Source organism: Haloarchaeobius baliensis, assembly GCF_052060055.1.
In the GTDB taxonomy this organism is placed as follows: Archaea; Halobacteriota; Halobacteria; order Halobacteriales; family Natrialbaceae; genus Haloarchaeobius; species Haloarchaeobius baliensis.
The window spans coordinates 1,630,667-1,652,892 of the sequence record NZ_JBPPFR010000001.1; the positions used below are offsets into that span (position 1 = coordinate 1,630,667).

The window sequence follows — 22,226 nt, forward strand, 5'->3', positions numbered from 1 at the left end:
CACGACGGGGCAGTCAGCGACCCGTTTCAGCAGTTCGGGTCTTTATAAAGAACTTCGGCGCGGTCACCACCACGTCGCCAGCCCGTGGCGGAGGACGAACTCGACGCCGCCGAGGAGGACGAGCGCGGCCACGACGAGCGGGCCGTAGAACGTGTAGAGCCCGATTGCGTCCGTCTCCCCGTCGACGAGCAGGAAGGAGCTGGTGAGGCCCCACGTCAGCGGGACGAGCAGGATGAGCGGCGCGAGCAGCGACCAGCGAGCCAGCAGGTACGTCGGAACCGCCGCCAGCGCGCCGAGGACGAGCCACGCGCTCGACGCAATCCCCATCAGGAACCGGGGTCGGCGGGAGAGAGACGTCTGGAGCTGTCCGGTGACGTAGCCGGTTCCGATCCAGACCACGAGGAGGGAGGCTCCGTGGGTCCCACCGATGGCCAGTGCGAGGACACCGGGAGAGACGCGACCGGCGAGGAGGACTGCCGGCGAGAGGAGACCGGCCGTGAGGAGACTGGCACCCAGGAGTGTCGCCCGGCGGCTCCCGAGCACGGAGTCGGGTCGAGCGAGTGTCGGCATCGCTCCCGACGTTCGGGTGGCTGACGGGAACGCGTTCCGGCGAGAGGAGGGAGTGAGGGGGCGAACAGGCGACACGGTTCGGGACGGCGGGAACGTGGAACACTGTGTCGCACGACCGCTGGGCGTCCCACGGCGATGGTCAGTACACAGGGACGCTGGCCCCGTCATCCGCCTTGAACCCTGGGCCGCCAGGATGCCGCCGTGCCAACGATTTTCACTCCCCCAGCCGAGGTGGAGAGTATGACCGAGTACACCGGTGCGGACCTGTTCGTCGACGCCCTCTCCGAGTACGGCATCGAGTACGTCTTCGGCAATCCCGGGACGACGGAGCTCCCGGTGATGAACGCCCTGGTCGACTCCGAACTGGAGTACGTGCTCGGCCTGCACGAGGACGTGGCCGTCGGTGCCGCTGCGGGCTACGCGAGCGTACGACGCCAGCGCGCGGACGAACTCGACGGACTCCCGGCGGGCGTGGTGAACCTCCACGTCGCGCCCGGGACCGCACACGGCCTCGGGAACCTCTACGGCGCGGCGATGGCGGGGGCACCGCTGGTCGTCACGGCGGGCAACCACGAGCGCGACTTCCGCACCGAGGAGCCCATCCTCTCGGGCGACCTCGTCGAGCTGACCGACCAGTTCACGAAGTGGTCCGACGAGGTGCTGTCTGTCGGGGCGCTCCCACGGATGCTCCGTCGGGCGTTCCGCGTCGCCTGCACGCCGCCGACCGGCCCCGTCTTCCTCGGGCTCCCGATGGACGTCATGCGCGCGGAGACCGACCTGGAGCCCGAGCCGATGGGCGGCACCGTCCCGAACCCCGGCCGTGGTGACCCCGCGGCCATCGCGGACGCGGCCGACGCCATCGCCGCCGCCGACAACCCGGTGCTGGTCGTGGGGGACCACGTCGGGCGCCACCGGGCCTGGTCCGGCGTCGAGCCCGTGGAGGCGGCCGTCGACCTCGCCGAGGCCGGCGGCATGCGCGTCCACGGCGAGATCCTGGGCTACGAGGTGAACTTCCCGACCGACCACGAGCAGTGGGTCAGCCACGTCCCGCCGGACGAGCAGGTGGCCTCGACGCTGTTCCACACGGACACGCTCGTCTTCGCCGGCTGTACGACGAACACGACGCTCTGGGGCCACGAGAACCCGCTCGTCCCCGAGGACGCGACGGTCGTCGACATCACGGACGAGCCGTGGGAGGGTGGCAAGAACCATCCGGCGACGGTCGTCACGGGCGACCTCGGGCACGTCGTGAGCGAACTGGCCACGGCGGTCGGGGAACGGGTCGACGAAGAGACCCGCGAGGAGCGCCTCGTGCAGGTCGACGCCATGAAGCAGCTCGCCGCCCAGCAGATGGACGCCATGGGCGAGGACGAGGCCCCGGAGGGCGACAGCAGGGGCTCGAAGGCCGACCTCGTCGACGCGATGCGGTCGGTCGCCCCCGACGCGCTGGTGATGGACGAGGGCGTCACCGCCCGCTACGCGCTGCTCACGCGCTGGGACTTCGCGCCCGGGCATCTGTTCGGGAACAAGGGCGGCGGGCTCGGCTACGGGCTGCCGGCGGCCGTCGGCGCGGCACTCGCAGAGGCCGAGCGCGAGGACCCCCGGACCGTGTTCGGCTTCGTCGGTGACGGCTCGTACCTCTACTACCCGCAGTCGCTCAACACCGCGGCGCGCCACGACCTCGACCTCACCGTCGTCGTCCCCGACAACCGGAACTACCGCATCCTGAAGGACAACACGGCGGCCATCTTCGGCGGCGACGTCGACGACTACGACTACGTCGGCATGGACTTCGAGCCGGCCGTCGACCTCGCCGCGAACGCCGAGAGCCACGGCGCGACCGGCTTCACCGTCGCTGACGGTTCGGACCTCGAATCGACCATCGCGGAAGCCGTCGAGACAGAGGGCCCGGCGGTCGTCGACGCGTTCGTCCACGACTGACCGGTTGGACGGCAGTGGCGACCGCCCGTGTGAGGGGACACCCCAAACCGTTTAGCGGCGACCGTCCGAAGCCAACGGGCATGAGCGACCTGCTCCACGGGGACAGCTTCGACAGGCTCCCGTTCCTGGTGGCGCTACTGGCGGTCTCCGCCGCCGTCGTCGGGAACCTCGTCGGCGCGTACACGCTCGCGCTGGTGCTGTTCGCGCTCGGGTTCGTCGTGCTCGTCCCGCTCACGTACCTGTACGCCGACGCCCTCCGCGGGCTGTTCGGTGGCGACCCGGAGTCCGACGACGCCCCGGACCCGACCAGCGACGCACTCGCGGAGCTCCGCCGGATGCACGAGCGGGCCGAGCTGACCGACGCCGAGTTCGAGCGCCGGGCCGCCCGAGTCAGGGCGGTCGACGGCGAGGAGCCGGCGAGTGCGGCCGAGCCGGAGCAGGCGGGTTCGACAGACGCCGCGGAGGACCACGACCGATAGAGAGTTACCCCTCGGGAGCGGGTAGTTACTTCAGCTGATAGCACAAATGGACGGACATGACCGAACCGGACAGCTCGCGACCGACCGCCACGGACTCGTGACGGGCCGATGACCGACCTCCTCTTCTGGGGACTGGTCGTCGTCGCGACCCTGACGAGCCTCGGCACCGCGTGGACCCTCGGCGCGAACAGCAACTCGCCGCCGTTCGCGCCGGCCATCGGTGCGAACGCCGTCTCGACGATGAAGGCCGCCTTCCTCATCGGCATCCTCGCGGCCCTCGGCGCGCTCACGCAGGGCGGGAGCATCTCCGAGACCGTCGGCGCGGGCCTCATCGACGGTGTCGCCATCACGTCGCTGGCGGCGACCGCCGGCCTGCTGACCGCGACGGCGTTCATGGCGTTCGGTATCTACTCGGGCTACCCGGTGCCGGCCGCGTTCGCGACGACCGGTGCGATGATCGGCGTCGGGCTCTCGCTCGGGGGCGACCCCGCCCTCGGCACGTACCAGCGCATCGCGACGTTCTGGGTGCTGGTCCCGCCGGTCTCGGGTGGGCTGGCCTACACCACCGCGACGCTGCTGCGTCGGGACGACATCCCCGAGACCGTCAGCATCCCGCTGCTCGCGGGTGTCGTCGGCGGCATCGTCGCCAACATCCGACTGAGCGTCATCCCGTCGCCGACCGGGCGCTCGCAGGAGTCGCTCGCGGGCTTCGTCGCGGGCGTGCTCCCCTCACCGGTCGTCGGCGGGGTCGACCTGCTCGTGCCGGTCGTGACCCTCCTCGTCGCCGCGCTGAGCTTCCAGTTCATCCGCGGACGGACACAGCAGTCGGTGGACCGGGGAATCAAGAGCTTCCTGCTCATCCTCGGGAGCATCGTCGCGTTCTCCAGCGGCGGGAGTCAGGTCGGTCTGGCGACCGGACCGCTCGAGAACCTCTACGGCGTCGAGCTTGGCCTGCCGGGCATCGTCCTGCTGACCGTCGGCTCGGTCGGCATCCTCGGCGGGGCGTGGATGGGCGCGCCGCGGCTGCTCCAGGCGACATCGCGCGAGTACGCCCAGCTCGGCGTGCGGCGGTCCATCGCCGCCCTCGTCCCCGGGTTCATCATCGCGCAGGCGGCCATCCTGCTCGGCATCCCCATCTCGTTCAACAACATCATCATCTCCGGCGTCATCGGGGGCGGGCTCGCGGGCGGCTCGGCGGGCGTCTCGCGGCGGAAGATCGCGACGACGCTCGTCTTCTGGGTGCTCACGCTCGTCACCTCGGTCGCGCTCGGCTTCGCCGTCTACCGGGCGTTCGCGGCAGTGCTCGGCGGTGCGGCCTGAGCCCTTCGGCGGTCGGAGGGCCCCGGAGGGAGCCTCAGTCCCGGACGACGGTCACGCTCATCGTCGCCTCGCTCACGACCGAGGTCGCGACGGTGCCGAGCAGTCGAGCGGCGAGCCCGGAGCGCTCGCCGCCGTGACCGCCCATGACGATGTGGTCGACGGCGTTGTTCTCCGCGTACTCGATGATGGTCTCGGCGGGGTCGCCCGTCTCGACGGCCGTCTCGACCGTGCGGCCGTACTCCTCGGCGCGGCGCTTCCCGCGCTCGATGATCGTCTCGGCGCGGTCCTCGGCGGCGTCCTCTCGCTCGTCGTCGGCGCCGAGGATGCCGCTCTCGCTCATCGAACTGTCCAGGGGCGTCACGACGTTGAGCACCGTCGTCCGGCAGTCGTACGTCTCCAGCGCGTGGACGAGCGCCCGGTCGGCCAGCGGCGAGCCGTCGAGCGGGACGAGGACGTGCGAGGGGGTCATTCCGCATCACCGTCCCGGACCCGCCCGCCGTCGACGGTCTCGGGGAACAGCTTCCCGGGGTTGAGCGTGTCCGTCGGGTCGAGCGCGCGCTTGACTGTGCGCATCGTCTCGACGGTGGCCTCGCCGTGCTCGCGGACGAGGAACTCCCGCTTGCCCAGGCCGATGCCGTGCTCGCCGGTGCAGGTGCCGCCGCGGTCGATGGCGAACTCGACGATCTTTCTGTACGCCTCCTCACCCCGCTCGACCGCCTCCGGGTCGTCCTCGTCGACGAGCACGGAGTAGTGGACGTTGCCGTCGCCCGCGTGACCGAAGCAGGGGATGAGGAGGTCGTGCTCCTCGGCCAGCCCCTTCGCGTACCGGATGGCGTCGCCGTAGTGCGAGATGGGGACGGTGATGTCGCCGGGGTGCAGCGGCGTCAGCTCGGGGTCCCACGACTGCATGGCGTAGGCGAGGTCCTTCCGGGCCTGCCAGAGCGCGTCCATCCCGTCGTCGGCCTCGGCGATCTCGAACAGCGTGGCGTCGTGGGCCTCGAAGACGGACTCGCAGAAGGCGACCTCCTCGTCGACGCCGTGGTTGGCGTGGAACTCGACGAAGACGGTCGGGCGGTCGGGGAGGTCGGTGCCGGAGTAGGCGTTGGCCAGCATCGCGCTCTCGGCGTCGATGAGCTCGATCTTGGCCACGTCGACGCCCGACTGGACGGCGTCCTCGACGGCCGCGGTGGCGTCGTCGAGGTTCCCGAACTGCGCGCGCCCGCCGCGGATCTGCGCGGGCCGGCCCGCGAGTTCGAGCGTCGCCCGGGTTACGACGGCGAGGGTGCCCTCGCTGCCGATGAGCACGTCGCGGAGGTTGTAGCCCGAGGAGGTCTTGACCGCCTTCGAGCCGGCCGTGATGACCGAGCCGTCGGCGAGCACCGCCTCCAGTTCGAGCACCCAGTCGGCGACCTCCCCGTACTTCACGGTCTGCATCCCGCTGGCGGCGTTCGCTATCATGCCCCCGACGGTCGAGATGCTGCCGGAGGACGGGAGCGGCGGGAAGAACAGGCCGTGCTCGCCGGCCACGTCGTCGACGGCCGACCCCATCACGCCCGGCTCGACGTCGACCTGGAAGTCCTCGGGGCGGATGTCGAGCACAGCGTCCATCCGGGTCAGGTCGAGACTGATGCCCGCGTGGGCCGGGACGGCGTTGCCCTCCAGGCTCGTCCCGGCCGCATACGGGGTGACTGGCACGTCGTGCTCGGTGGCGGCCTCGACCACGGCCGACACGTCCGCCGTCGATTCCGGGTAGACGACGGCGTCGGGCAGCACCTCGTCACCGGGCTTCGTGCCCCAGTCGCTGTCGTGGGCCTCGCGTGTCGCCTCTGCGAACGACACCTGGTCGTCGGCGAGGCCGAGGTCGGCGAGGAACGAGCAGTCGTGTGTCATGGCACCACGTGGGGGCACGCCGGCGATAAAACTGTCTCCGGTGGCCACCCGCTCGCCACCCCCGCCGATGCGATGAACACTGAACTGGTGGACGGTTTCGCCGGTTCGCCGACCCTTTTCCGGACGGCGCTGGTACGATATGGCGAACATGCGCGCCATCCAGGTCACCGAGTACGGCGGAAGCGAGAACATCGAGGTCGTCGAACAGGAGAAACCCGAGCCCGGTCCGGGCGAGGTCCGGATCAAGGTCGAGGCGGCGGGCATCAACTTCGCGGACATCATGCAGCGACGCGGCCACTACCCGGGTGGTCCGGACGCGCCGTTCGTCCCGGGATTCGAGGCCGCAGGTACCATCGACGCGACAGGCGAGGGCGTCGGCATCGAGGAGGGCGAGCGCTACGTCGGTATGGTCGGCGTCGGCGGCTACGCCGAGTACGCCGTCACCGAGGCCGACTCCCTGTTCCCCATCCCGGAGGGCATGAGCTTCGCCGAGGCCGCCGGCTTCCCGGTCCAGTTCCTCACCGCCCACAACTGCCTGTTCGGCTGGGGCGGCCTCGAGGAGGGCGAGTCGGTGCTCATCCAGGCTGCCGCCGGCGGCGTCGGGACCGCGGCCGTCCAGCTCGCCGACCGTGCTGGCGCGGAGGTCTTCGGCACCGCGAGCACGCAGGAGAAGCTCGACATGGCAGGGGAACTCGGCTGTGACCACCCAATCAACTACACCGAGGAGGACTTCGTGGAGATCGTACACGAGGAGACCGACGGCGTCGGCGTCGACCTCGCGCTCGACGGCGTGGGCGACGACGTGTTCTCCGGCTGCATCGAGGCCACGAAGGACTTCGGCCGTGTCGTCCCCTACGGCGCCGCGAGCGGCGTGCCCGGCACGCTCGACACCAGCGAGATGTTCTTCCGCAACCAGTCTGTCATCGGCTACCACCTCGGCCGTGCGATGGCGCGCAACCCCCAGAAGGTGCTCGAGGCGGTGCCGGACCTGACCCAGGGCCTGACGGAGGGCGAGCTCGAGGTCGTCGTCGGCGAGACGTTCGCGCTCGAGGATGCACGGGCGGCCCACGAGTACATCGAGGACCGCAAGTCCGTCGGGAAGGTCGTTCTGGAGCCGTAGAACGGGGTCAGCGACCACTCCCGGCTCAGGGCAGCGTCGTCCCCGACGCGAACAGCAGGTGGTCGGCGGCGTCCTCCACGGCGTCCATCGCACCGTCCAGACAGACGAGCAGCTCGCGCACCACGAGCGCCTGGTGCGACGGGCCGTCGTCCGAAGACACGTCGCGACGGACGAAAACGCTCCGACGAGGCCAACGTCGCCCTACGTTGACGTACGTAGTCACCCCATCGGTCGGTGGCCCGTCGGATCGTGGGTCAGGGGAGCGGTTCCAGCTCGTCACGCAGGCCGTCGAGCACGGCGAAGCGTTCGTCTCGCAGTCGTTCCAGCCACGCGAGCAGCCGCGCCGCCCAGCGGAGCTTCCGCCGCTTCATCGGCCCGACTGCGGGGTCGTCGAACGTCCAGCCCGGGAACGACAGCCGCGCCGCGCCGGCGTGGTCGGCGAGGAACGCCGCACGGTCGCCGTCGGTGAAACCCCCGTAGTTCCGGACGTGTGCGACCGGGGCGGCCTGCGTCGTCGGCAGGACCGGTCCGTCGGGCAGTTCGGGGACGACCTCGCGGACGCGTTCGAGGTTGTCCCCGTGGGCGTGGACGGCGACGGTCGTCCCCTCGGCGGCGAGCTCGTCCGCGAGTTCGGGCTCGCCGTCGAGGTCGGTGACGTACACGTCCACCGCCACGGACTGCTCGCGGCAGACCGCCGCCGCGGAGGAGGCGGCGACGACCCGGTCGGCCTCGCCGGCCTGGAGGTCGGCTGCGAGCGTTGGGCCGGCGCCACAGATGGCGACGTGCTCGCCCTCCAGCACCGAGAGCCGTGACTCGTCGAAGGGCGTTGTCAGCTCGGCGAGGACGTCGCGTGCGCGCTCGTCGCCGGCCCGGCCGAAGCCGAAGTCCGCCAGGATGGCCTCGTAGACCGGCTCGAATGTCTCGAACTCCATGGCTGTAGCTGCGGGATGTGGTTCCAAGATAACCGTTGGTGTGGGCCGGAATTGCCTCGTGTGAGTACCCCTACCCAAGAGGCCCTTCCGGCTTCCACCCCCACCTTCTGAACCCACCGGTATAAGTTTTCTCTTACCGAGTTATACAGACGATAACCGGGGCTTGGACACGTCTTCCTGCCGAATTCTACAGATTTTCGGTTCGAAGACGCGTGGCGATGGGGTGCCAACCAGACGCCGACGGGGTACCGACCAACACCACACAGCCCCCACGTCGTGTCACTTCAGCGCCGAGGCGACGGCGTCGAGGACGGTCGCGGTCCCCGCGGTCTCCGCCCGTTCGGCGACGAGGGTCGCGAACGCGGCGTGGCTACCGACCAGGAGACCGCCGTCACCGTCCGCGTTCGTCGCGAAGGTCGTCCCGGCGTCCGTCGCGAGCGCCACGAGCTCCTCGCACGCGTCGTCGGCGAGTCCCTCGACGGCGAAGACCGAGCGGACGGCGTCGGTGGCGACGTCGGCCGTGCCGAGGCGCTCGACGTGGCGTCGCACGTCGGCTTCGGTGCCGACGTCGAGCTCCTCGACGGAGACGGCTCCCTCACGACTGCGGTGACGGTCGGGGAGGAACGCGTCGCCGACGGCGGCGGCGTCGACCGTCTCGCGCACGTCGTGGGTCCGGACGACGTGAGCGCCACGCTCGATGGCCATCGACGTGGCCGCGAGCGAGACGGCGAGGGCGTCCTCTGTGGAGCGGTCGGTCAACGAGCGGAGGAAGTTCTTCCGGTTGATGGAGACGAGCATCGGCCGGCCGAGCCCGCGGAACTCGCGGAGGCGCCGGAACGTCTCGCGGTCGTCCTCGATGGTCTTCGCCTCCGACCAGCCGCCGAACGCCGGATCGACGATGGTGTTCTCGGGCAGGCCGTTCTGCTTCAGCGCCTCGTACACCATGTCCACGTAGTCGGCCGACTCGGCCCAGTCCTCGCCCTTGCGCTCGGCCCAGGGCGTCTCCTCGACCGCGCCGGGGCGCGTGAGGTCGGGCGGGCTGGCCATCTTCGCGACCGCTACGTCGTACTCCTCGGCGACGCGGGGCATCTCGGGGTCCGCGAACCCGGCGATGTCGTTGATCATGTCGAAGCCGCCGTCGAGGGCGGCCGCGGCGACCTCGTGGTAGCGCGTCTCGATGGACCAGACAGGCTCCGACGACGTGTTCTCGATGACCGACAGCGCCACGTCGAGCCGGTCCAGCTCCTCCTCGGCCGTGAGCACCTCGAAGCGCTTGTTCGCCGACTCCAGGCCGATGTCGACGATGTCGGCGCCCTCGGCGACGAGCTCGTCCTCGACGTAGGCCGCGGCCTCGGCGGGGTCGTCGAACACGCTCGGGTCGTACGGCGATTCCGCGCTCACGTTCAGCACCCCCATGACCCGTGTCGGGTGGTCGTCCCCGATCCCGAGTCCGGCGGCGTCGACGTTCTGCATACTGGCACTGGGTGCGCTGAGGCTGAAAAGGGCCGTGTTCCCCGGAGCGCCTGCCGGGACCAGAGGGGGGACGGCCGCCGAGGAAGGTACAGTCGCGGCCTTTGTCAACGAAAACCACTCAAACACCCGGGTCCGAGTGTCCGGCGTGAACCGAGAACGACTGCTCCCGGTCGTCCTCGCGCTCGTCTGCGTCGTCGCGCTCTCGCTCGTGGCGGCCAGCGTCGTCGACCCTGCGGACGGTGGTGGTGGGTCGACCGTCAGCGACCCGACCGGTGGGAACGACCGCGACTCCGGTGAGAACGGCAGCAGCGGTCGCGAGCCCCTGACCGACCCCGGCGAGTTCTCGTTCTCCTTCGGCTTCTGCATCCCGTTCCTCTTGACGGGGGAGTTCTTCCTCATCGTCGCTGGCGTCGCGCTCGTCTGCTGGGGGGTCCTCGCGTACCGCGACGACGGGTTCGCCGCCTCGGCCGCGCTGGTCGCCGTCGGGTTCCCCGGGTTCTTCGTCTGGCTGCTGCTGACGAGCTGTGCCGAGCAGCCCGTCCCGAACTCGGCCGACCTCTTCCCCTCCGACCCGGCGCCGCCGAGCGTCGGTGGCAACGCCTCCGTGGGGATCGCCAACGATTCCGGGCTGGTCATCACCCAGCCGTCTGTGTTCGTGGTGCTCGTCGCGGCGACGCTCGTCGTCGGCATCCTCGGCTACGTCGCCCTCTCGGCCACGGGCGACGAGGACGACGAGGAGGAGCCACCGGAACACGAGGTCGACGGGGAGGCCGAGCTCGAGGGTGGCGTCACCGCCCTCGGCAACGTCGCGGGACAGGCCGCCGACAGACTGGAGCGAGACGCCGGGACGGAGAACGAGGTGTTCCGTGCCTGGGTCGAGATGACGCGCCACCTGCCCGTCGACCACCCGCGGTCGAGTACGCCGTCCGAGTTCGCCGACGCGGCGGTCGAGGCCGGCGTCGCTCGCGAGGACGTCACCGAACTCACCGAGCTGTTCGAGGAGGTCCGCTACGGCGGGGAGCCGGTGACCGCGGAGCGCGAACGCCGTGCGGTCGAGGCGCTCCGACACATCGAGGACAGGTACGGCGACGAATCGTAGAATCACAGGTCTGACTCTTCCAGATCCACGGAACCATCGGCACAGGGGCTGTTTGAGTTAACGAAAGCGTTAGGTATGGTTTGCCAGAACAGTGGTCCGTGAACAGACGGACGATCGGGGTCGCTATCGTCGCGGTCTGCTGTGTGGGGGCCATCGTCCTCGCCGCCGGGACGCTCAGCCAGACGACGAGTGCAGGTGAGGAGGCGAAGCAGCCGGCACCCGAACGGGACGACAGCATCCCCGCGACGGACACGCCGATGGACGCGAACGTGGATGGGGGTGAGACACAGCAGAAACCGCCGGTGAAGGTCGAGCGCTGCGAACAGTCGATCCCACCGGTGCTGTTGCTCGGGCTGCTCGGGCTCGTCGGTGCCGTGACGGCGTTCATGCACTGGAAGTACAATCGGATGGTGGCACTGACGTCCCTCTTCGTGGTCGGTGTCCTGGTGGCGACGGTGGTGCCGTTCCTGGTGGGCTGTCCGACGGAGCCGGTCCCCGAGGAACAGCAGAACGGGTCGCCGGACGTGATCGGCAACCAGACGGCCTCCGGCGGCGGCGGTGACGGGAGCGGTGGCGGCGAACAGGGCGAACGCCGCCAGCAGCTGCCGGACATCCTCCTGCTCCTGGCCGGCGTCGTCGGCATCGCGATGGTGGTGGTCGCCGGCGTCTGGGTGGTGCGTTCCGGCGACGACGACGAGGACGACGCACTCGTCGAGGCGGCCGCCCCCGACGACGAGGCCGAGCCACCGGACTCGCCCGACGTCGAGGCGGTCGCGGCAGCGGCGGGCCGGGCCGCGACCCGCATCGAAGCGGAGTCCACGGTCGACAACGAGATCTACCGTGCGTGGGTCGAGATGACCCGGCACCTGCCGGTCGACCATCCGGAGACGAGCACGCCGCGGGAGTTCGAGGGCGCTGCCGTCGCCGCCGGCTTCGAGGCCGCTGCCGTCGGCGAGCTCACCGACCTGTTCGAGTCGGTGCGCTACGGGCAGCAGGCGGCGACCGAGGAGCGCGAGGAGCGCGCAGTCGAAGCACTGAGGCGTCTCGAGGACCAGTTCGGGGGTGAGAACGAATGAAGCCGCGCTCCCTGCTCGCCGTCTTCGGTGTGGCGCTCGCGGTGACCGGGTTCACGCTCGTCGCCGTCCCGGGACTCGCGTCGTCCATCACGCTCGACGAGGCTGCACTCGTGTTCGTCGGGCTCGTCGGCATCCTGCAGGGCGTTCGCGTCGCCATCGGTCGGTCACGGACCGCCTACGAGCAGGTCGAGACGCCCGACCCGGAGGCCTCGCAGGACCTCCCGACGCCCGGGGACGAGTTCGACGAGATGCTCCAGACGGCCGGTGCGGACCGACGCGAGATCGAGACCCGCGAGACGGTGCGCAACCGCCTCGAGCGTGCGGCCGTCGAGACCATCGTCCGCACCGAGGGCTGTCCCGAGTCGGAAGCGATGCGACGGCTGGAGTCGGGGGAGTGGACCGACGACCCGTACGCACGGGCCTTCTTCACCGGCTCCGTCGAGGGAGCCTCGCTGTTCGACCGCTTCGACTTCCAGCGGGACAACCAGACGCAGTACCACCGCTGGGCCGTCCACGCGGCCAGCGAGATCACGCGACGCTCGGAGGCGAACGACACATGAGTTCGACGATTCCACAGGAGACGACGAGCGAGTCGCCCTCGACGACGACCGGACCGGACGGGGGCGGGACGACAGCGGCTCCGGAACGGCAGGGCGAGGGGCACCAGCGCATCATCTCGGAGACGGAGGAGGACACGAACCACTGGCTCGGTATCGGGGCCCTCACGTTCGTGGCCGGCGGGGCGGGCGTCATCCTGAAACAGCCCGCGCTGCTCCTGGCGGCGGTCGTCGGCGTCGCCTACCTCGCGTACGTGCAGGTGACGACGGTGCCCGCGGCGACGGTGCGGATCCGACGGGAGCTCTCGGACCCGACGCCGGACCTGGGCGACGACCTCACGGTGACGGTCACCGTCACCAACGAGGGCGACCGCGTGCTGCCGGACCTGCGCGTGGTCGACGGCGTCCCGGAGGAGCTGACCGTGGTCGGCGGTTCGGCACGGCTCGGGACCGCGCTCCGCCCCGGGGAGAGCGACTCGTTCAGCTACACGCTGACGGCCAGACGCGGCACGCACGAGTTCAAGACCTGCGACACCATCGTCCGCGACTGGTCCGGCAAGCGCGAGCGACACACCCGGTTCCGGACCGGCGGCGAGGTCGTCGTCACGCCGTCGCTCTCGTCGACGCTCCCGATGCCGCTACGCAAGCAGACCTCCCAGTACGCGGGCCGTGTCGAGACGGACCTCGCGGGCGACGGCGTCGAGTTCCACTCCACCCGCGAGTACCGCGCCGGCGACCCGCTCTCTCGCGTCGACTGGCGTCGGTACGCACGCACCGGCGACCTCGCGACCCTCCAGTTCCGCGAGGAGCGGGCCGCGACCGTGATGCTGCTGCTCGACCTGCGTCAGGAGGCGTACGTCCGCCGCGACGAGGACGACCTCCACGCGGCCGACCTCGGTATCAACGCCGCCGGGCAGATATTCACGACGCTCCTGGAGACGGGCGACCGCGTCGGCATCACCGCGCTGGCTCCCCAGAAGGTCTGGCTCTCGCCCGGTCTGGGCAACGAACACCGGGTGAAGGTCGAGGAGCTGTTCGCCCACCATCCCGCGCTCTCCGCAGAGCGGCCGAAGGGACGCTACTCGGTCCACCTCGGGGTCCGGAACCTCCGGAAGCGCCTCTCCGGCGACGTACAGGTCGTGTTCTTCTCGCCGCTCTGTGACGACGGCGCGGTGACGGCAGCACAGCTGCTCCACGCGCACGGCCACAAGGTGACGGTCCTCAGCCCGGACCCGACGGACGACGGGACGCTCGGGCAGCGCTTCGCCCGTGTCGAGCGTGCGGGACGAATCTCGACGCTCCGCCAGGGCGGTGTCAGGGTGCTCGACTGGAACCCCGACGAACCGCTCGCCGAGTCTATCGCACGCGCCTCCGTGCGGTGGTCGCGATGACCGAGATTGACCGGCGGCCGGTGCGGCTCTCGGCCATCGTCTCGCTCGGTGCGGCGGCGCTCGCGGCGTTCGCGGCCATCCTGACCGCGAGTGCCGGTGGCGTCGTCGCCGGACTGGGGATCGTCGCACTCGCGCCCGGCCTCGTCGTCGGTTCGCGCCGGCTCGTCCACCTCGGCGGCGTCGTTCTCGCCGTCGGGATGGTGCTGGCGGGCGCGACCGGCGGGGGCGGTGCCGCGGAGCTGTTCCTGCTCGTCGGGACCGGCGCGACGGTCGTCGCCTGGGACGTCGGCCAGAACGCGGTCGGCCTCGGCCAGCAGCTCGGCCGTGAGGCGGAGACGACGCGGGCGGAGCTCGCCCACCTCGGCGCGACGGTGCTGGTCGGCGCGGTCACCGTCGGGGTCGCCTACGGCCTCTACCAGGTCGCCGGGTCCGGCCAGCCGCTCCCCGCGCTGGTGATGCTGCTGGTCGCGGCGCTGGCGCTGACCACGGCGCTGCGACAGAAGTAGACGGCGCTACTCGACGGTCGGGACCGGGACCGAGTCGAGCACCGCCTGCACGACCTCTCGCTTGTCGACGTTGTTCACCATCGCATCTGGCGTCAGCACGAGTCGGTGTGCGAGCACCGGGAGCGCGACGCGCTTGATGTCGTCCGGCGTGACGTACTCGCGGCCGACCATCGCGGCGTACGCTCGCGAGGCCTCGAACAGCCGCTGGGTCCCACGCGGGGAGACGCCGATGTCGACGCGGCCGTCCTGTCTGGTCTCGCGGCAGAGCGCGGCCATGTACGCGAGCAGGTCGTCGTCGACACGCACGCTCTCTGGCACCTCTCGGAGCTCCGCGACCTCCTCGTCGCTGAGGACGCGGTCGACGCTCGGGCTCTGGTCGACGCGCCCCGCACGGCGGCGGAGCAGTTCGATCTCGCCGTTCTCGTCCGGGTAGCCGATGCTGGACTTGACGATGAACCGGTCGACCTGTGCCTCGGGCAGCGGGAACGTCCCCTCCTGCTCGACCGGGTTCTGCGTCGCGATGACGAAGAACGGCTGGGGGAGCATGCGCGTGTCGCCGTCGACCGTGACCTGTCCCTCCTCCATCGCTTCGAGCAGGGCGGCCTGGGTCTTCGGCGGCGCGCGGTTGATCTCGTCCGCGAGCACGATGTTCGCGAAGATGGGGCCCGCCTGGAACTCGAACTCGCGGGACTCCTCGTTGAACACGTGCGTCCCCGTCACGTCAGAGGGCAGCAGGTCGGGGGTGAACTGGATGCGGGAGAAGGACAATCCGAGGGCGGACGCCATCGACCGGGCGGTCAGGGTCTTGCCGGTCCCGGGCACGTCCTCGAGCAGGACGTGGCCGCGGCCGACGACGCCCATGAGCACGGTCTCGAGGAACTCTCGGTCGGCGATGACCGAGTTCCCGATGGCGTCGAGGACTGCGTCGCAGTCCTCGCTTGCTTGGCTTACCTCCATAGTCTCTCACTGCGCCCGGTGCAATTTATTCCTGACGATTGTCACCACACCGCCGACCGAATCGAAACCCCTAAAATACTCAGCGGGCAAGGTGAGAGCGAGCCGAGATAGCCTAGCCTGGCCAAGGCGGTAGATTCGAAATCTACTGTCCACACGGACACGGGAGTTCAAATCTCCCTCTCGGCGCTTCTCTCGACGCAAAGACCGCGAGCGCCAGCGAGCGGTCTCCGTGGAGAAGAAGCGGTAACGGGAGTTTGAACCAGGGAGGTCGCGCGCAGCGAAGCGAGCACGTCCGACCGTGGTTCAAATCTCCCTCTCGGCGTTTCATCGGGGAACAAGACGGCGAGCGCAGCGAGTCGTCTGTCCCCCGGAGAAGCCAAGGACCCGACCGGTTGGGGCTCCGAACGCGGTGAGGATACGGGGTGCGAACTGCGAGCGAAGCGACCCGCGAACAGCGACCCGCCCGTTCGGAGGACCGTCTCTCCCCTCGATCTCCTGCGTCCTGTGACCGTCGGCCGGTCGATGAGTGCCGACCAACCTCCACGCCGCCTGTCATCTCGGGGGCTGGCTACCAGACGGCGAGAACCGACCTCTACTCATATTGTTCTGTGCTACCAATACACACGTATGGCACGGAAGACAGCGAAGGAGATGGACGCACTCGAGATAGACGAGTTCCTCGAATCACAGCAGACCGGGGTGCTCGCCCTGGCGAACGACGACGACGCCTACGCGGTACCGCTGTCGTTCGCCTACGACGACGAGGACCGGTCGGTGTACCTGCGGCTGGGGTTCGCACCGGGGAGCCAGAAGCAACGCTACCTGGAGGCGACGGACCACGTCTCCTTCGTCGTCTACGACGACACCGACGAGGGGTGGAAGAGCGTCCTCGTGGAGGGGACGGTGACGATGCTCTCGCACGACAGTCTGGACGCCGCCATCGTCGAGGTGATGGAGGGACTCGACATCCCGTACTTCCAGGTGCACTCGCGACCGGCGACGGACATCCAGTTCAACGTGGCGTGCATCGAGCCGACGCGGGTGAGCGGCATCATCGAGGGGTACTCCCACCGGAAGGAGCGCACGCGATAGCGCCGGTCAGACGCTGACGACCTCGGGCTGTAGGCTCGCGACGGCGTCCATGAGCGCCTCCCGGTCGGCGTCGTCGACCCCGCACTCCCGGAGGCTGACATCGAGGTGTTCGGCGACGCGGCCGAACGCGGCGTCGGTCACGTCGAGATGGTCGTGCGCGGCGGCCATGTTCGCGCCGTCGTAGTCGTCGGCACCGCCGGCGACGTGGGTGATGAACGCGACCTGATGGGCCCGCAGTTCGTCGGTGTCGGTGTCCTCGAAGTACGGCTGGAGCTGCTCGTCGGCGAGCACGCGGTCGTAGAACTCGTCGACGACGAGCTCGACCGCCGGTCGACCACCGAGCCGTTCGTACAGCGTGTCGTCCGTTGACATCGTTCAGTTCGTCCAGCGCACCCGACTTAATAATTGAGGTGCCGGTAGCTGCGAGAAGAACGATGCTCGAGCGGGCCGGGAGCACACGAGACCTTCCCTGTCCGCCGATCCGTTGACCGTCTCCACCGATGCGTGGATCTGGAGCCCCCGCTGACGGGCCAGCCGGTGGACGTGGTCGGGGAGCGGTGGCTCCGCGGTCGACCGCCGAGCCGCGCCGGTTTCGGTGGGTTTTACGCCCCGTCGCGCGTCGGTCAGACCATGTCCGAAGACTACCGCACCGAACGGGACAGCCTCGGCGAGATGCAGGTACCGGCCGACGCCTACTGGGGTGCACAGACCCAGCGCGCGGTCGAGAACTTCCCCATCTCGGGGCTGACGTTCGGCCGCCGGTTCGTGCGCGCCCTCGGCGTCGTGAAGAAGGCCGCCGCGCAGGCCAACCGCGACCTCGAGATGATCCCGGAGGACAAGGCCGACTGCATCGTCGCGGCCGCCGACGAGGTCATCGCCGGCGAGCACGACGGCCAGTTCCCCGTCGACGTGTTCCAGACCGGCTCGGGCACGTCATCGAACATGAACGCCAACGAGGTCATCTCCAACCGCGCGACGGAGCTCTACGGCGGCGAGATCGGCTCCCGCGAGATCCACCCGAACGACCACGTGAACTTCGGCCAGTCGAGCAACGACGTCATCCCCACCGCGATGCACGTCGCCGCGCTGGAGGCCGTCGAGAAGGACGTCATCCCGGCGCTCGACATCCTCCGCGAGGCGCTGCGCGCGAAGGCGGAGGAGTTCGACGGCGTCGTCAAGACCGGTCGCACCCACCTGCAGGACGCGACGCCGGTCCGTCTCGGCCAGGAGTTCGGCGGCTACGCCACCCAGCTGGAGAAGGGCCTCGTCCGCGTCGACAACGTCCGCGAGCACCTTGGCGAGCTCGCCCTCGGCGGCACCGCGGTCGGGACCGGCCTGAACACGCACCCCGAGTTCCCGGCGCGCGCAGCGGAGTACATCACGAAGGAGACGGGCGTGCAGTTCCGCGAGGCCGACGACCACTTCGAGGCACAGGCCGCCCACGACGCGATGGGCGAGGCCCACGGCGCGCTCCGCACGGTCGCGGGCAGCCTGAACAAGATCGCCAACGACCTGCGCCTCCTGGCGTCGGGCCCCCGCAACGGGCTCGGCGAGATCGAGCAGCCCGAGAACCAGCCCGGCTCGTCCATCATGCCCGGGAAGGTCAACCCGGTCGTCGCCGAGGCGGTCAACCAGGTCCACAAGCAGGTCGTCGGCAACGACGCCGCCGTCGCCGCCGGCGCCGCGGAGGGCCAGCTCGACCTCAACCTGTACAAGCCGGTCTGTGCGTACAACTTCCTCCAGTCCGCCGAGCTCGTCACGAACGCCAGCGAGGTGTTCGCCCGGAAGTTCGTCGCGAAGCTGGAGGCGAACGAGGAGCACTGCGAGACCCAGGTCGAGCAGTCGATGGCGCTCGCCACCGCGCTCAACCCGCACATCGGCTACGACAAGGCCAGCGAGGTCGCCAAGGCCGCGCTGAAGGAGGGGAAGACCGTCCGCGAGGTCGTCGTCGAGAAGGGCTACCTCTCCGAGGAAGAGGCCGCCGAGGTCATCGACCCCGAGGCGATGACCCACACCGGCATCCTCGGCGACGACTGACTGCCTGACTAACGGAGCGTTTCTCGTGTCGCCCCACGAGCCCCGGAACCGTGGGACGGCACCGTCCGACCGGACCCCGCTCCGCGACGCCGCAGGACCCGGACTGTCCACCGCGGAGAAAGTTTTATCATCGAGCATCCGTCCGACGGGCGTCAGACGGACCGCACGACAGCGTGAAGTTACCAGCAGTAACCGTTAGACGGCGTCACGGCGAACAATCCACTGTTGTTATGGGGGATGCCGGAGTGGATTCTAGTATGTACACCTGCAGAGACTGCAATCAGTCGTTCAGCACAGAGCTCGCCCTGGAGCTACACCGGGACAAATGCGAGAAGGGGCAGCTGTTCTGTGAGTCCTGTGGTGGACGATTCTCGGAGCGCGTAGCCACACGAGACGGCTGGCACTACCGATGTCCAGACGAGGACTGCGACGGCGAGGGCCTCGGCGAAGACATCGTTCGGATCGAGGACATCAAGGCGGCGACGCAGTAACGGCGTGGGTGGCGGGCGGTTCTGTGGACACCTGTTTCTGAGAGGATTCGCTGACTGGTGGCGATAATAGCCAAGCAACCGGGTGGCGAGTGGTTGGCGAGACGGTGCGAGCGAAGCGAGCCGTGGAGCACTGCGACCGAGCGAAGAGGCTGGGGAGGCGCGAGGTGCGGTGCGGTCGCGGTGGGCGGGACTGAAAGGGACGATTCTCTCGGCGTAGGCAGGCGACGGAAGCGACGCGAGAGCGGAGCTCTCGCTAGTCTGAGCGCGTAGCGCTCAGGCACCGCAGGAACGAGGAGCGCAGCGAGCCTCCCGAGTCGAGAGAATCGGGGCTTTCTGGCTGTTGTTCCAGTTGGGTACCCTTGGTTATGGATGTGCGATGGAGATGTTCCCGGGGGACGACAGTCAACAAAGCCCACGTACACTCGTAATATCGGGGGAGACTGGACGGTTTTTTACCCCTCCGGGTCGGACCAACTCGCAATGACCGACCACGACTACGACGAGCTCGGATTGGTGGCCGGGCTGGAGATACACCAGCAGCTCGACACCGACACGAAGCTGTTCTGTGCCTGTCCGACCGAACTGCGCGAGGCCGAGGACTCGACGCACCGGTTCACGCGCTATCTGCACCCCACGAAGAGCGAGCTGGGCGAGATCGACGAGGCGGCGCTGGAGGAGAGCCAGGTCGAACGGGAGTTCACGTACCTCGGCTACGACACGACCTGTCTCGTGGAGGCGGACGACGAGCCGCCGCACCGGCTGGACCGGGAGGCGCGCACGGTCGTCCTCGAGATCGCACAGCTGCTCGACATGGAGCCGGTGGACGTGGCCCACGTGATGCGGAAGCTGGTCGTCGACGGCTCGAACACGTCGGGGTTCCAGCGGTCGACGCTCGTCGCGACCGACGGCGAGATCGAGACGGACGAGGGGCCGGTCAGGGTCGCGGACCTGATGCTGGAGGAGGAGAGCGCCCAGCGCGTCGAAGAGACCGACGAGGGCGTCACGTACAGCCTCGACCGGCTCGGCATCCCGCTGGTGGAGATCGGCACGAGACCGGACATCTCCTCGCCGGAGCAGGCCCGGGATGCGGCCGAGCGCATCGGGATGCTGCTGCGCTCGACGGGCCACGTCAAACGCGGGCTGGGCACCATCCGGCAGGACGTGAACATCTCCATCGCCGACGGTGCGCGGGTCGAGGTGAAGGGCGTCCAGAGCCTCGACGACATCGACGACATCGTCCGGAACGAGGTCGGCCGGCAGGTCGCGCTGCTCGACATCAAGGAGGAACTCCACGAGCGCGACGCGAGCGTCGGTGCAGTGCAGGACGTGACCGACGTGTTCGAAGACACCGACTCGGGTGTCGTCCGCGGTGCGCTGGACGACGGCGGGGCGGTGTACGCGGTCCCGCTCTTCGGCTTCGACGGGCTGGTGGGCAGGGAGATCCAGCCGGACCGTCGGCTCGGCACCGAACTGTCCGACCACGCGAAGCGCCACGGCGCGGGCGGCATCTTCCATACGGACGAGCTCCCGGCGTACGGGGTCACCGAGGAGGAGGTCGCGGCGATGCGCGAGGCCGTCGGCGCCGGTGCGGGGGACGCGGTGGCGATGGTCGCCGCGGCGGCGGACGTCGCGGAGCCCGCCGTCGAGGCGGCCGCCGAACGCGCGGCGACGGCGATGGACGGCGTGCCGGAGGAGACGCGCGGCGCGAACGAGGACGGCACGACGCGCTACCTGCGGCCGCTGCCGGGCGCGGCGCGGATGTACCCCGAGACGGACGTGCCGCCGGTCGAACTGGACCCGAGCGAGGTCGAGGAGCCCGAACTCCTCACCGAGAAGGTCGAGCGCTACCAGGCCGAGTACGACCTCGACGCGGGACTCGCAGAGCAGGTCGCCTACGGCACGCACATGCCGCTGTTCGAGTCGGTCGTCGCCGAGGGCGTGGACGCGACGCTCGCGGCGGGGACGCTGGAGTCGACGCTGACCGAGCTCCGCCGTGACGACGTCCCCGTCGCCGAGCTGACCGACGAGCACCTCACCGACGCGCTCCACCTCGTCGACGACGGCGAGGTTCCCAACGAGGGTCTGCCGGACCTGCTCACCGCCCTCGCGGAGAACCCCGAGCTCACCGCCGAGCAGGCGGTCGAGCAGGAGGACCTCGGCGGCGTCGACGAGGGCGAGGTCCGCGAGGCGGTCGTCGAGGTCGTCGAGCGCAACGCCGACCAGGTCGAGGAACAGGGCATGGGCGCGTTCTCCGCGCTCATGGGCGAGTGCATGGGTGCGCTGCGGGGCAAGGCCGACGGCGACGTCGTCAGCGAGACGCTCCGCGAGGAGATCCAGAAGCGGGCCTGAGCGGCGGTTCCAGCGGCGGACTCAGTCGGCCCGCTGACCGTGCGTCTCTGCCTCGTCGCGACCGACGGGCAGCAGCTTCGCGATCCGGGCCTCGTACACCGCCGGGTCGGGCATCCGCTGGGAGATGTAGTACGCGATGCCGACCAGGACCAGCGCGAAGGCGGCGTCGCTCAGCCAGTGCACGCCGAGGTAGAACGTCGAGAACATGATGAGCACCGTGAGGATGCCGGCGAGCCAGGCGTAGGGGCGGTCGGTCTCGCGGGCGTACAGGGCGGCCATCGCGGAGATGCCGGTGTGGAGGCTCGGGAACGCCTTCACGAGCGTGTCCGTCGAGGTGATGCCCTCGCTGACGATGGGGTGGAGGTCGTACAGCAGCGCGCGCATGACGGGCTCGCCGCTCGCGGTCTGGCCCAGGTACTCCGACGTCACCGCGACGGGGAACGCCAGGAAGTACGGCAGTGCGAGCAGGACGAGCATCGCGTAGCCCGCACAGTACCGCCGGGCCTGTTCCCGGTCGTGGACCTTCAGCTTGAAGTAGGTGAACAGGGTCACGAACGGGAAGCCGATGAGGTAGACGAACGCCAGCAGGTACGTCAGGGGCTCCCACGTGAACGACTGGAATGCGAGCACCGTCGTCCCCTCGAGGTCGTAGATGACCGACGTGTACGCCGCTCCGGAGTGGAAGGTCGCGGCCATCGTGTTCACGCCTTGCGTGACGACCCAGGCGACGCCGAGGTACTTCCAGTCGGTCCGGACGAGTTCCAGCGCGAACTCCCGCGGTGACGTCCCGGGGACGAACACCGCGAACCCGACAGCGAAGATGACGAGCGTGGGGACCGCCACGATGAGGGTGAACAGCGTACCGAACGAGATGGCGGGCAGGAGCTGTTCCATGGTCTTACGGGTCGAATGTCGGCGGTCGCTCGTCGGGCGGTGCGTCTGGCTG

22 protein-coding genes and 1 tRNA gene are annotated in these 22,226 nt (G+C 69.6%); 14 read left to right on the forward strand and 9 right to left on the reverse strand.

The window, feature by feature from the left end; translation table 11 throughout:
* Positions 1 to 63: 63 nt before the first annotated feature.
* Complete coding sequence (locus tag ACSG06_RS08235; RefSeq protein ID WP_440989783.1) at positions 64 to 570, reverse strand: hypothetical protein; 507 nt, start codon at positions 568 to 570, stop codon at positions 64 to 66.
* Positions 571 to 810: 240 nt separating this feature from the next.
* On the opposite strand from ACSG06_RS08235, the gene ACSG06_RS08240 reads away from it, so the two are divergent.
* The 3 genes from ACSG06_RS08240 to ACSG06_RS08250 all read left to right on the forward strand — a co-directional run bounded on the left by ACSG06_RS08240 (position 811) and on the right by ACSG06_RS08250 (position 4,310).
* Positions 811 to 2,511 carry a thiamine pyrophosphate-binding protein gene (locus ACSG06_RS08240; RefSeq protein WP_440989784.1) on the forward strand — a complete coding sequence of 567 codons (1,701 nt, stop codon included), beginning with the start codon at positions 811 to 813 and terminating at the stop codon, positions 2,509 to 2,511.
* A gap of 80 nt (positions 2,512 to 2,591) precedes the next feature.
* Entirely contained in the window at positions 2,592 to 2,990 is a 399-nt protein-coding gene (locus ACSG06_RS08245; RefSeq protein WP_440989785.1) for an SHOCT domain-containing protein, read from the forward strand.
* A gap of 108 nt (positions 2,991 to 3,098) precedes the next feature.
* Complete coding sequence (locus ACSG06_RS08250) at positions 3,099 to 4,310, forward strand: inorganic phosphate transporter (protein WP_440989786.1); 1,212 nt, start codon at positions 3,099 to 3,101, stop codon at positions 4,308 to 4,310.
* 34 nt (positions 4,311 to 4,344) lie between these two features.
* Here ACSG06_RS08250 and ACSG06_RS08255 read toward each other — a convergent pair whose 3' ends face one another.
* On the reverse strand, positions 4,345 to 4,779 hold the full coding sequence (locus ACSG06_RS08255) for a universal stress protein (protein WP_440989787.1): 435 nt from the start codon (positions 4,777 to 4,779) through the stop codon (positions 4,345 to 4,347).
* The gene (locus tag ACSG06_RS08260) at positions 4,776 to 6,200 is read right to left on the reverse strand and encodes an FAD-binding oxidoreductase (RefSeq protein ID WP_440989788.1); all 1,425 of its coding nucleotides are present in this window, start codon (positions 6,198 to 6,200) and stop codon (positions 4,776 to 4,778) included. The genes ACSG06_RS08255 and ACSG06_RS08260 overlap by 4 nt, the downstream gene beginning before the upstream one ends.
* Before the next feature lie 148 nt (positions 6,201 to 6,348).
* On the opposite strand from ACSG06_RS08260, the gene ACSG06_RS08265 reads away from it, so the two are divergent.
* Positions 6,349 to 7,320 carry a quinone oxidoreductase family protein gene (locus ACSG06_RS08265; protein WP_440990303.1) on the forward strand — a complete coding sequence of 324 codons (972 nt, stop codon included), beginning with the start codon at positions 6,349 to 6,351 and terminating at the stop codon, positions 7,318 to 7,320.
* Between the two features lie 25 nt (positions 7,321 to 7,345).
* Here ACSG06_RS08265 and ACSG06_RS08270 read toward each other — a convergent pair whose 3' ends face one another.
* The 3 genes from ACSG06_RS08270 to folP form a co-directional block, all read right to left on the reverse strand.
* On the reverse strand, positions 7,346 to 7,480 hold the full coding sequence (locus ACSG06_RS08270; protein WP_440989789.1) for a hypothetical protein: 135 nt from the start codon (positions 7,478 to 7,480) through the stop codon (positions 7,346 to 7,348).
* Between the two features lie 94 nt (positions 7,481 to 7,574).
* Positions 7,575 to 8,252 carry a 6-hydroxymethylpterin diphosphokinase MptE-like protein gene (locus ACSG06_RS08275; protein WP_440989790.1) on the reverse strand — a complete coding sequence of 226 codons (678 nt, stop codon included), beginning with the start codon at positions 8,250 to 8,252 and terminating at the stop codon, positions 7,575 to 7,577.
* A 279-nt stretch (positions 8,253 to 8,531) separates the two neighbouring features.
* Positions 8,532 to 9,725, reverse strand: coding sequence for a dihydropteroate synthase (folP, locus tag ACSG06_RS08280; protein ID WP_440989791.1), 1,194 nt, complete (start codon positions 9,723 to 9,725; stop codon positions 8,532 to 8,534).
* A 145-nt stretch (positions 9,726 to 9,870) separates the two neighbouring features.
* Between folP and ACSG06_RS08285 the strand changes: the two genes are divergently transcribed.
* The 5 genes from ACSG06_RS08285 (at position 9,871) to ACSG06_RS08305 (ending at position 14,354) form a co-directional block, all read left to right on the forward strand.
* Positions 9,871 to 10,824 carry a DUF4129 domain-containing protein gene (locus ACSG06_RS08285; protein ID WP_440989792.1) on the forward strand — a complete coding sequence of 318 codons (954 nt, stop codon included), beginning with the start codon at positions 9,871 to 9,873 and terminating at the stop codon, positions 10,822 to 10,824.
* Positions 10,825 to 10,922: 98 nt separating this feature from the next.
* Positions 10,923 to 11,900 (forward strand): DUF4129 domain-containing protein, encoded by a 978-nt coding sequence (locus tag ACSG06_RS08290; protein WP_440989793.1) that lies wholly within the window; start codon positions 10,923 to 10,925, stop codon positions 11,898 to 11,900.
* Positions 11,897 to 12,460, forward strand: a complete 564-nt coding sequence (locus ACSG06_RS08295) for a DUF7269 family protein (protein WP_440989794.1) — start codon at positions 11,897 to 11,899, stop codon at positions 12,458 to 12,460. Before ACSG06_RS08290 ends, ACSG06_RS08295 begins: the two co-directional genes overlap by 4 nt.
* On the forward strand, positions 12,457 to 13,848 hold the full coding sequence (locus ACSG06_RS08300; RefSeq protein WP_440989795.1) for a DUF58 domain-containing protein: 1,392 nt from the start codon (positions 12,457 to 12,459) through the stop codon (positions 13,846 to 13,848). The genes ACSG06_RS08295 and ACSG06_RS08300 overlap by 4 nt, the downstream gene beginning before the upstream one ends.
* Positions 13,845 to 14,354 (forward strand): DUF7519 family protein, encoded by a 510-nt coding sequence (locus ACSG06_RS08305; RefSeq protein ID WP_440989796.1) that lies wholly within the window; start codon positions 13,845 to 13,847, stop codon positions 14,352 to 14,354. The genes ACSG06_RS08300 and ACSG06_RS08305 overlap by 4 nt, the downstream gene beginning before the upstream one ends.
* Before the next feature lie 6 nt (positions 14,355 to 14,360).
* Here the strand turns inward: ACSG06_RS08305 and ACSG06_RS08310 are convergent, their stop codons facing one another.
* The gene (locus ACSG06_RS08310; protein ID WP_440989797.1) at positions 14,361 to 15,311 is read right to left on the reverse strand and encodes an AAA family ATPase; all 951 of its coding nucleotides are present in this window, start codon (positions 15,309 to 15,311) and stop codon (positions 14,361 to 14,363) included.
* A 101-nt stretch (positions 15,312 to 15,412) separates the two neighbouring features.
* On the opposite strand from ACSG06_RS08310, the gene ACSG06_RS08315 reads away from it, so the two are divergent.
* Positions 15,413 to 15,497, forward strand: a tRNA-Ser gene (locus ACSG06_RS08315).
* A 441-nt stretch (positions 15,498 to 15,938) separates the two neighbouring features.
* On the forward strand, positions 15,939 to 16,403 hold the full coding sequence (locus tag ACSG06_RS08320) for a pyridoxamine 5'-phosphate oxidase family protein (protein ID WP_440989798.1): 465 nt from the start codon (positions 15,939 to 15,941) through the stop codon (positions 16,401 to 16,403).
* Positions 16,404 to 16,409: 6 nt separating this feature from the next.
* Here ACSG06_RS08320 and ACSG06_RS08325 read toward each other — a convergent pair whose 3' ends face one another.
* Positions 16,410 to 16,775, reverse strand: coding sequence for a group I truncated hemoglobin (locus tag ACSG06_RS08325; protein ID WP_440989799.1), 366 nt, complete (start codon positions 16,773 to 16,775; stop codon positions 16,410 to 16,412).
* A gap of 258 nt (positions 16,776 to 17,033) precedes the next feature.
* Here ACSG06_RS08325 and ACSG06_RS08330 point away from each other — a divergent pair, with 258 nt between their 5' ends.
* From ACSG06_RS08330 to gatE, 3 genes are all read left to right on the forward strand, one after another.
* Positions 17,034 to 18,440 (forward strand): class II fumarate hydratase, encoded by a 1,407-nt coding sequence (locus ACSG06_RS08330; RefSeq protein ID WP_440989800.1) that lies wholly within the window; start codon positions 17,034 to 17,036, stop codon positions 18,438 to 18,440.
* Positions 18,441 to 18,697: 257 nt separating this feature from the next.
* Positions 18,698 to 18,931 carry an HVO_2901 family zinc finger protein gene (locus ACSG06_RS08335; protein WP_440989801.1) on the forward strand — a complete coding sequence of 78 codons (234 nt, stop codon included), beginning with the start codon at positions 18,698 to 18,700 and terminating at the stop codon, positions 18,929 to 18,931.
* 480 nt (positions 18,932 to 19,411) lie between these two features.
* A complete protein-coding gene (gene gatE, locus ACSG06_RS08340) occupies positions 19,412 to 21,280 on the forward strand; it encodes a Glu-tRNA(Gln) amidotransferase subunit GatE (protein WP_440989802.1) in 1,869 nt (622 codons plus the stop codon).
* Between the two features lie 21 nt (positions 21,281 to 21,301).
* On the opposite strand, the gene ACSG06_RS08345 is transcribed toward gatE, so the two are convergent.
* A complete protein-coding gene (locus ACSG06_RS08345) occupies positions 21,302 to 22,174 on the reverse strand; it encodes a phosphatase PAP2 family protein (RefSeq protein ID WP_440989803.1) in 873 nt (290 codons plus the stop codon).
* Positions 22,175 to 22,226 lie beyond the last annotated feature (52 nt).

Bases quoted from the DNA above. Each gene is read 5' to 3' on its own strand.
- ACSG06_RS08235 (WP_440989783.1), bottom strand. From the start codon at position 570: ATGCCGACACTCGCTCGACCCGACTCCGTGCTCGGGAGCCGCCGGGCG.
- ACSG06_RS08240 (WP_440989784.1), top strand. From the start codon at position 811: ATGACCGAGTACACCGGTGCGGACCTGTTCGTCGACGCCCTCTCCGAG.
- ACSG06_RS08245 (WP_440989785.1), top strand. From the start codon at position 2,592: ATGAGCGACCTGCTCCACGGGGACAGCTTCGACAGGCTCCCGTTCCTG.
- ACSG06_RS08250 (WP_440989786.1), top strand. From the start codon at position 3,099: ATGACCGACCTCCTCTTCTGGGGACTGGTCGTCGTCGCGACCCTGACG.
- ACSG06_RS08255 (WP_440989787.1), bottom strand. From the start codon at position 4,779: ATGACCCCCTCGCACGTCCTCGTCCCGCTCGACGGCTCGCCGCTGGCC.
- ACSG06_RS08260 (WP_440989788.1), bottom strand. From the start codon at position 6,200: ATGACACACGACTGCTCGTTCCTCGCCGACCTCGGCCTCGCCGACGAC.
- ACSG06_RS08265 (WP_440990303.1), top strand. From the start codon at position 6,349: ATGCGCGCCATCCAGGTCACCGAGTACGGCGGAAGCGAGAACATCGAG.
- ACSG06_RS08275 (WP_440989790.1), bottom strand. From the start codon at position 8,252: ATGGAGTTCGAGACATTCGAGCCGGTCTACGAGGCCATCCTGGCGGAC.
- folP (WP_440989791.1), bottom strand. From the start codon at position 9,725: ATGCAGAACGTCGACGCCGCCGGACTCGGGATCGGGGACGACCACCCG.
- ACSG06_RS08295 (WP_440989794.1), top strand. From the start codon at position 11,897: ATGAAGCCGCGCTCCCTGCTCGCCGTCTTCGGTGTGGCGCTCGCGGTG.
- ACSG06_RS08300 (WP_440989795.1), top strand. From the start codon at position 12,457: ATGAGTTCGACGATTCCACAGGAGACGACGAGCGAGTCGCCCTCGACG.
- ACSG06_RS08305 (WP_440989796.1), top strand. From the start codon at position 13,845: ATGACCGAGATTGACCGGCGGCCGGTGCGGCTCTCGGCCATCGTCTCG.
- ACSG06_RS08310 (WP_440989797.1), bottom strand. From the start codon at position 15,311: ATGGAGGTAAGCCAAGCAAGCGAGGACTGCGACGCAGTCCTCGACGCC.
- ACSG06_RS08320 (WP_440989798.1), top strand. From the start codon at position 15,939: ATGGCACGGAAGACAGCGAAGGAGATGGACGCACTCGAGATAGACGAG.
- ACSG06_RS08325 (WP_440989799.1), bottom strand. From the start codon at position 16,775: ATGTCAACGGACGACACGCTGTACGAACGGCTCGGTGGTCGACCGGCG.
- ACSG06_RS08330 (WP_440989800.1), top strand. From the start codon at position 17,034: ATGTCCGAAGACTACCGCACCGAACGGGACAGCCTCGGCGAGATGCAG.
- ACSG06_RS08335 (WP_440989801.1), top strand. From the start codon at position 18,698: ATGTACACCTGCAGAGACTGCAATCAGTCGTTCAGCACAGAGCTCGCC.
- gatE (WP_440989802.1), top strand. From the start codon at position 19,412: ATGACCGACCACGACTACGACGAGCTCGGATTGGTGGCCGGGCTGGAG.
- ACSG06_RS08345 (WP_440989803.1), bottom strand. From the start codon at position 22,174: ATGGAACAGCTCCTGCCCGCCATCTCGTTCGGTACGCTGTTCACCCTC.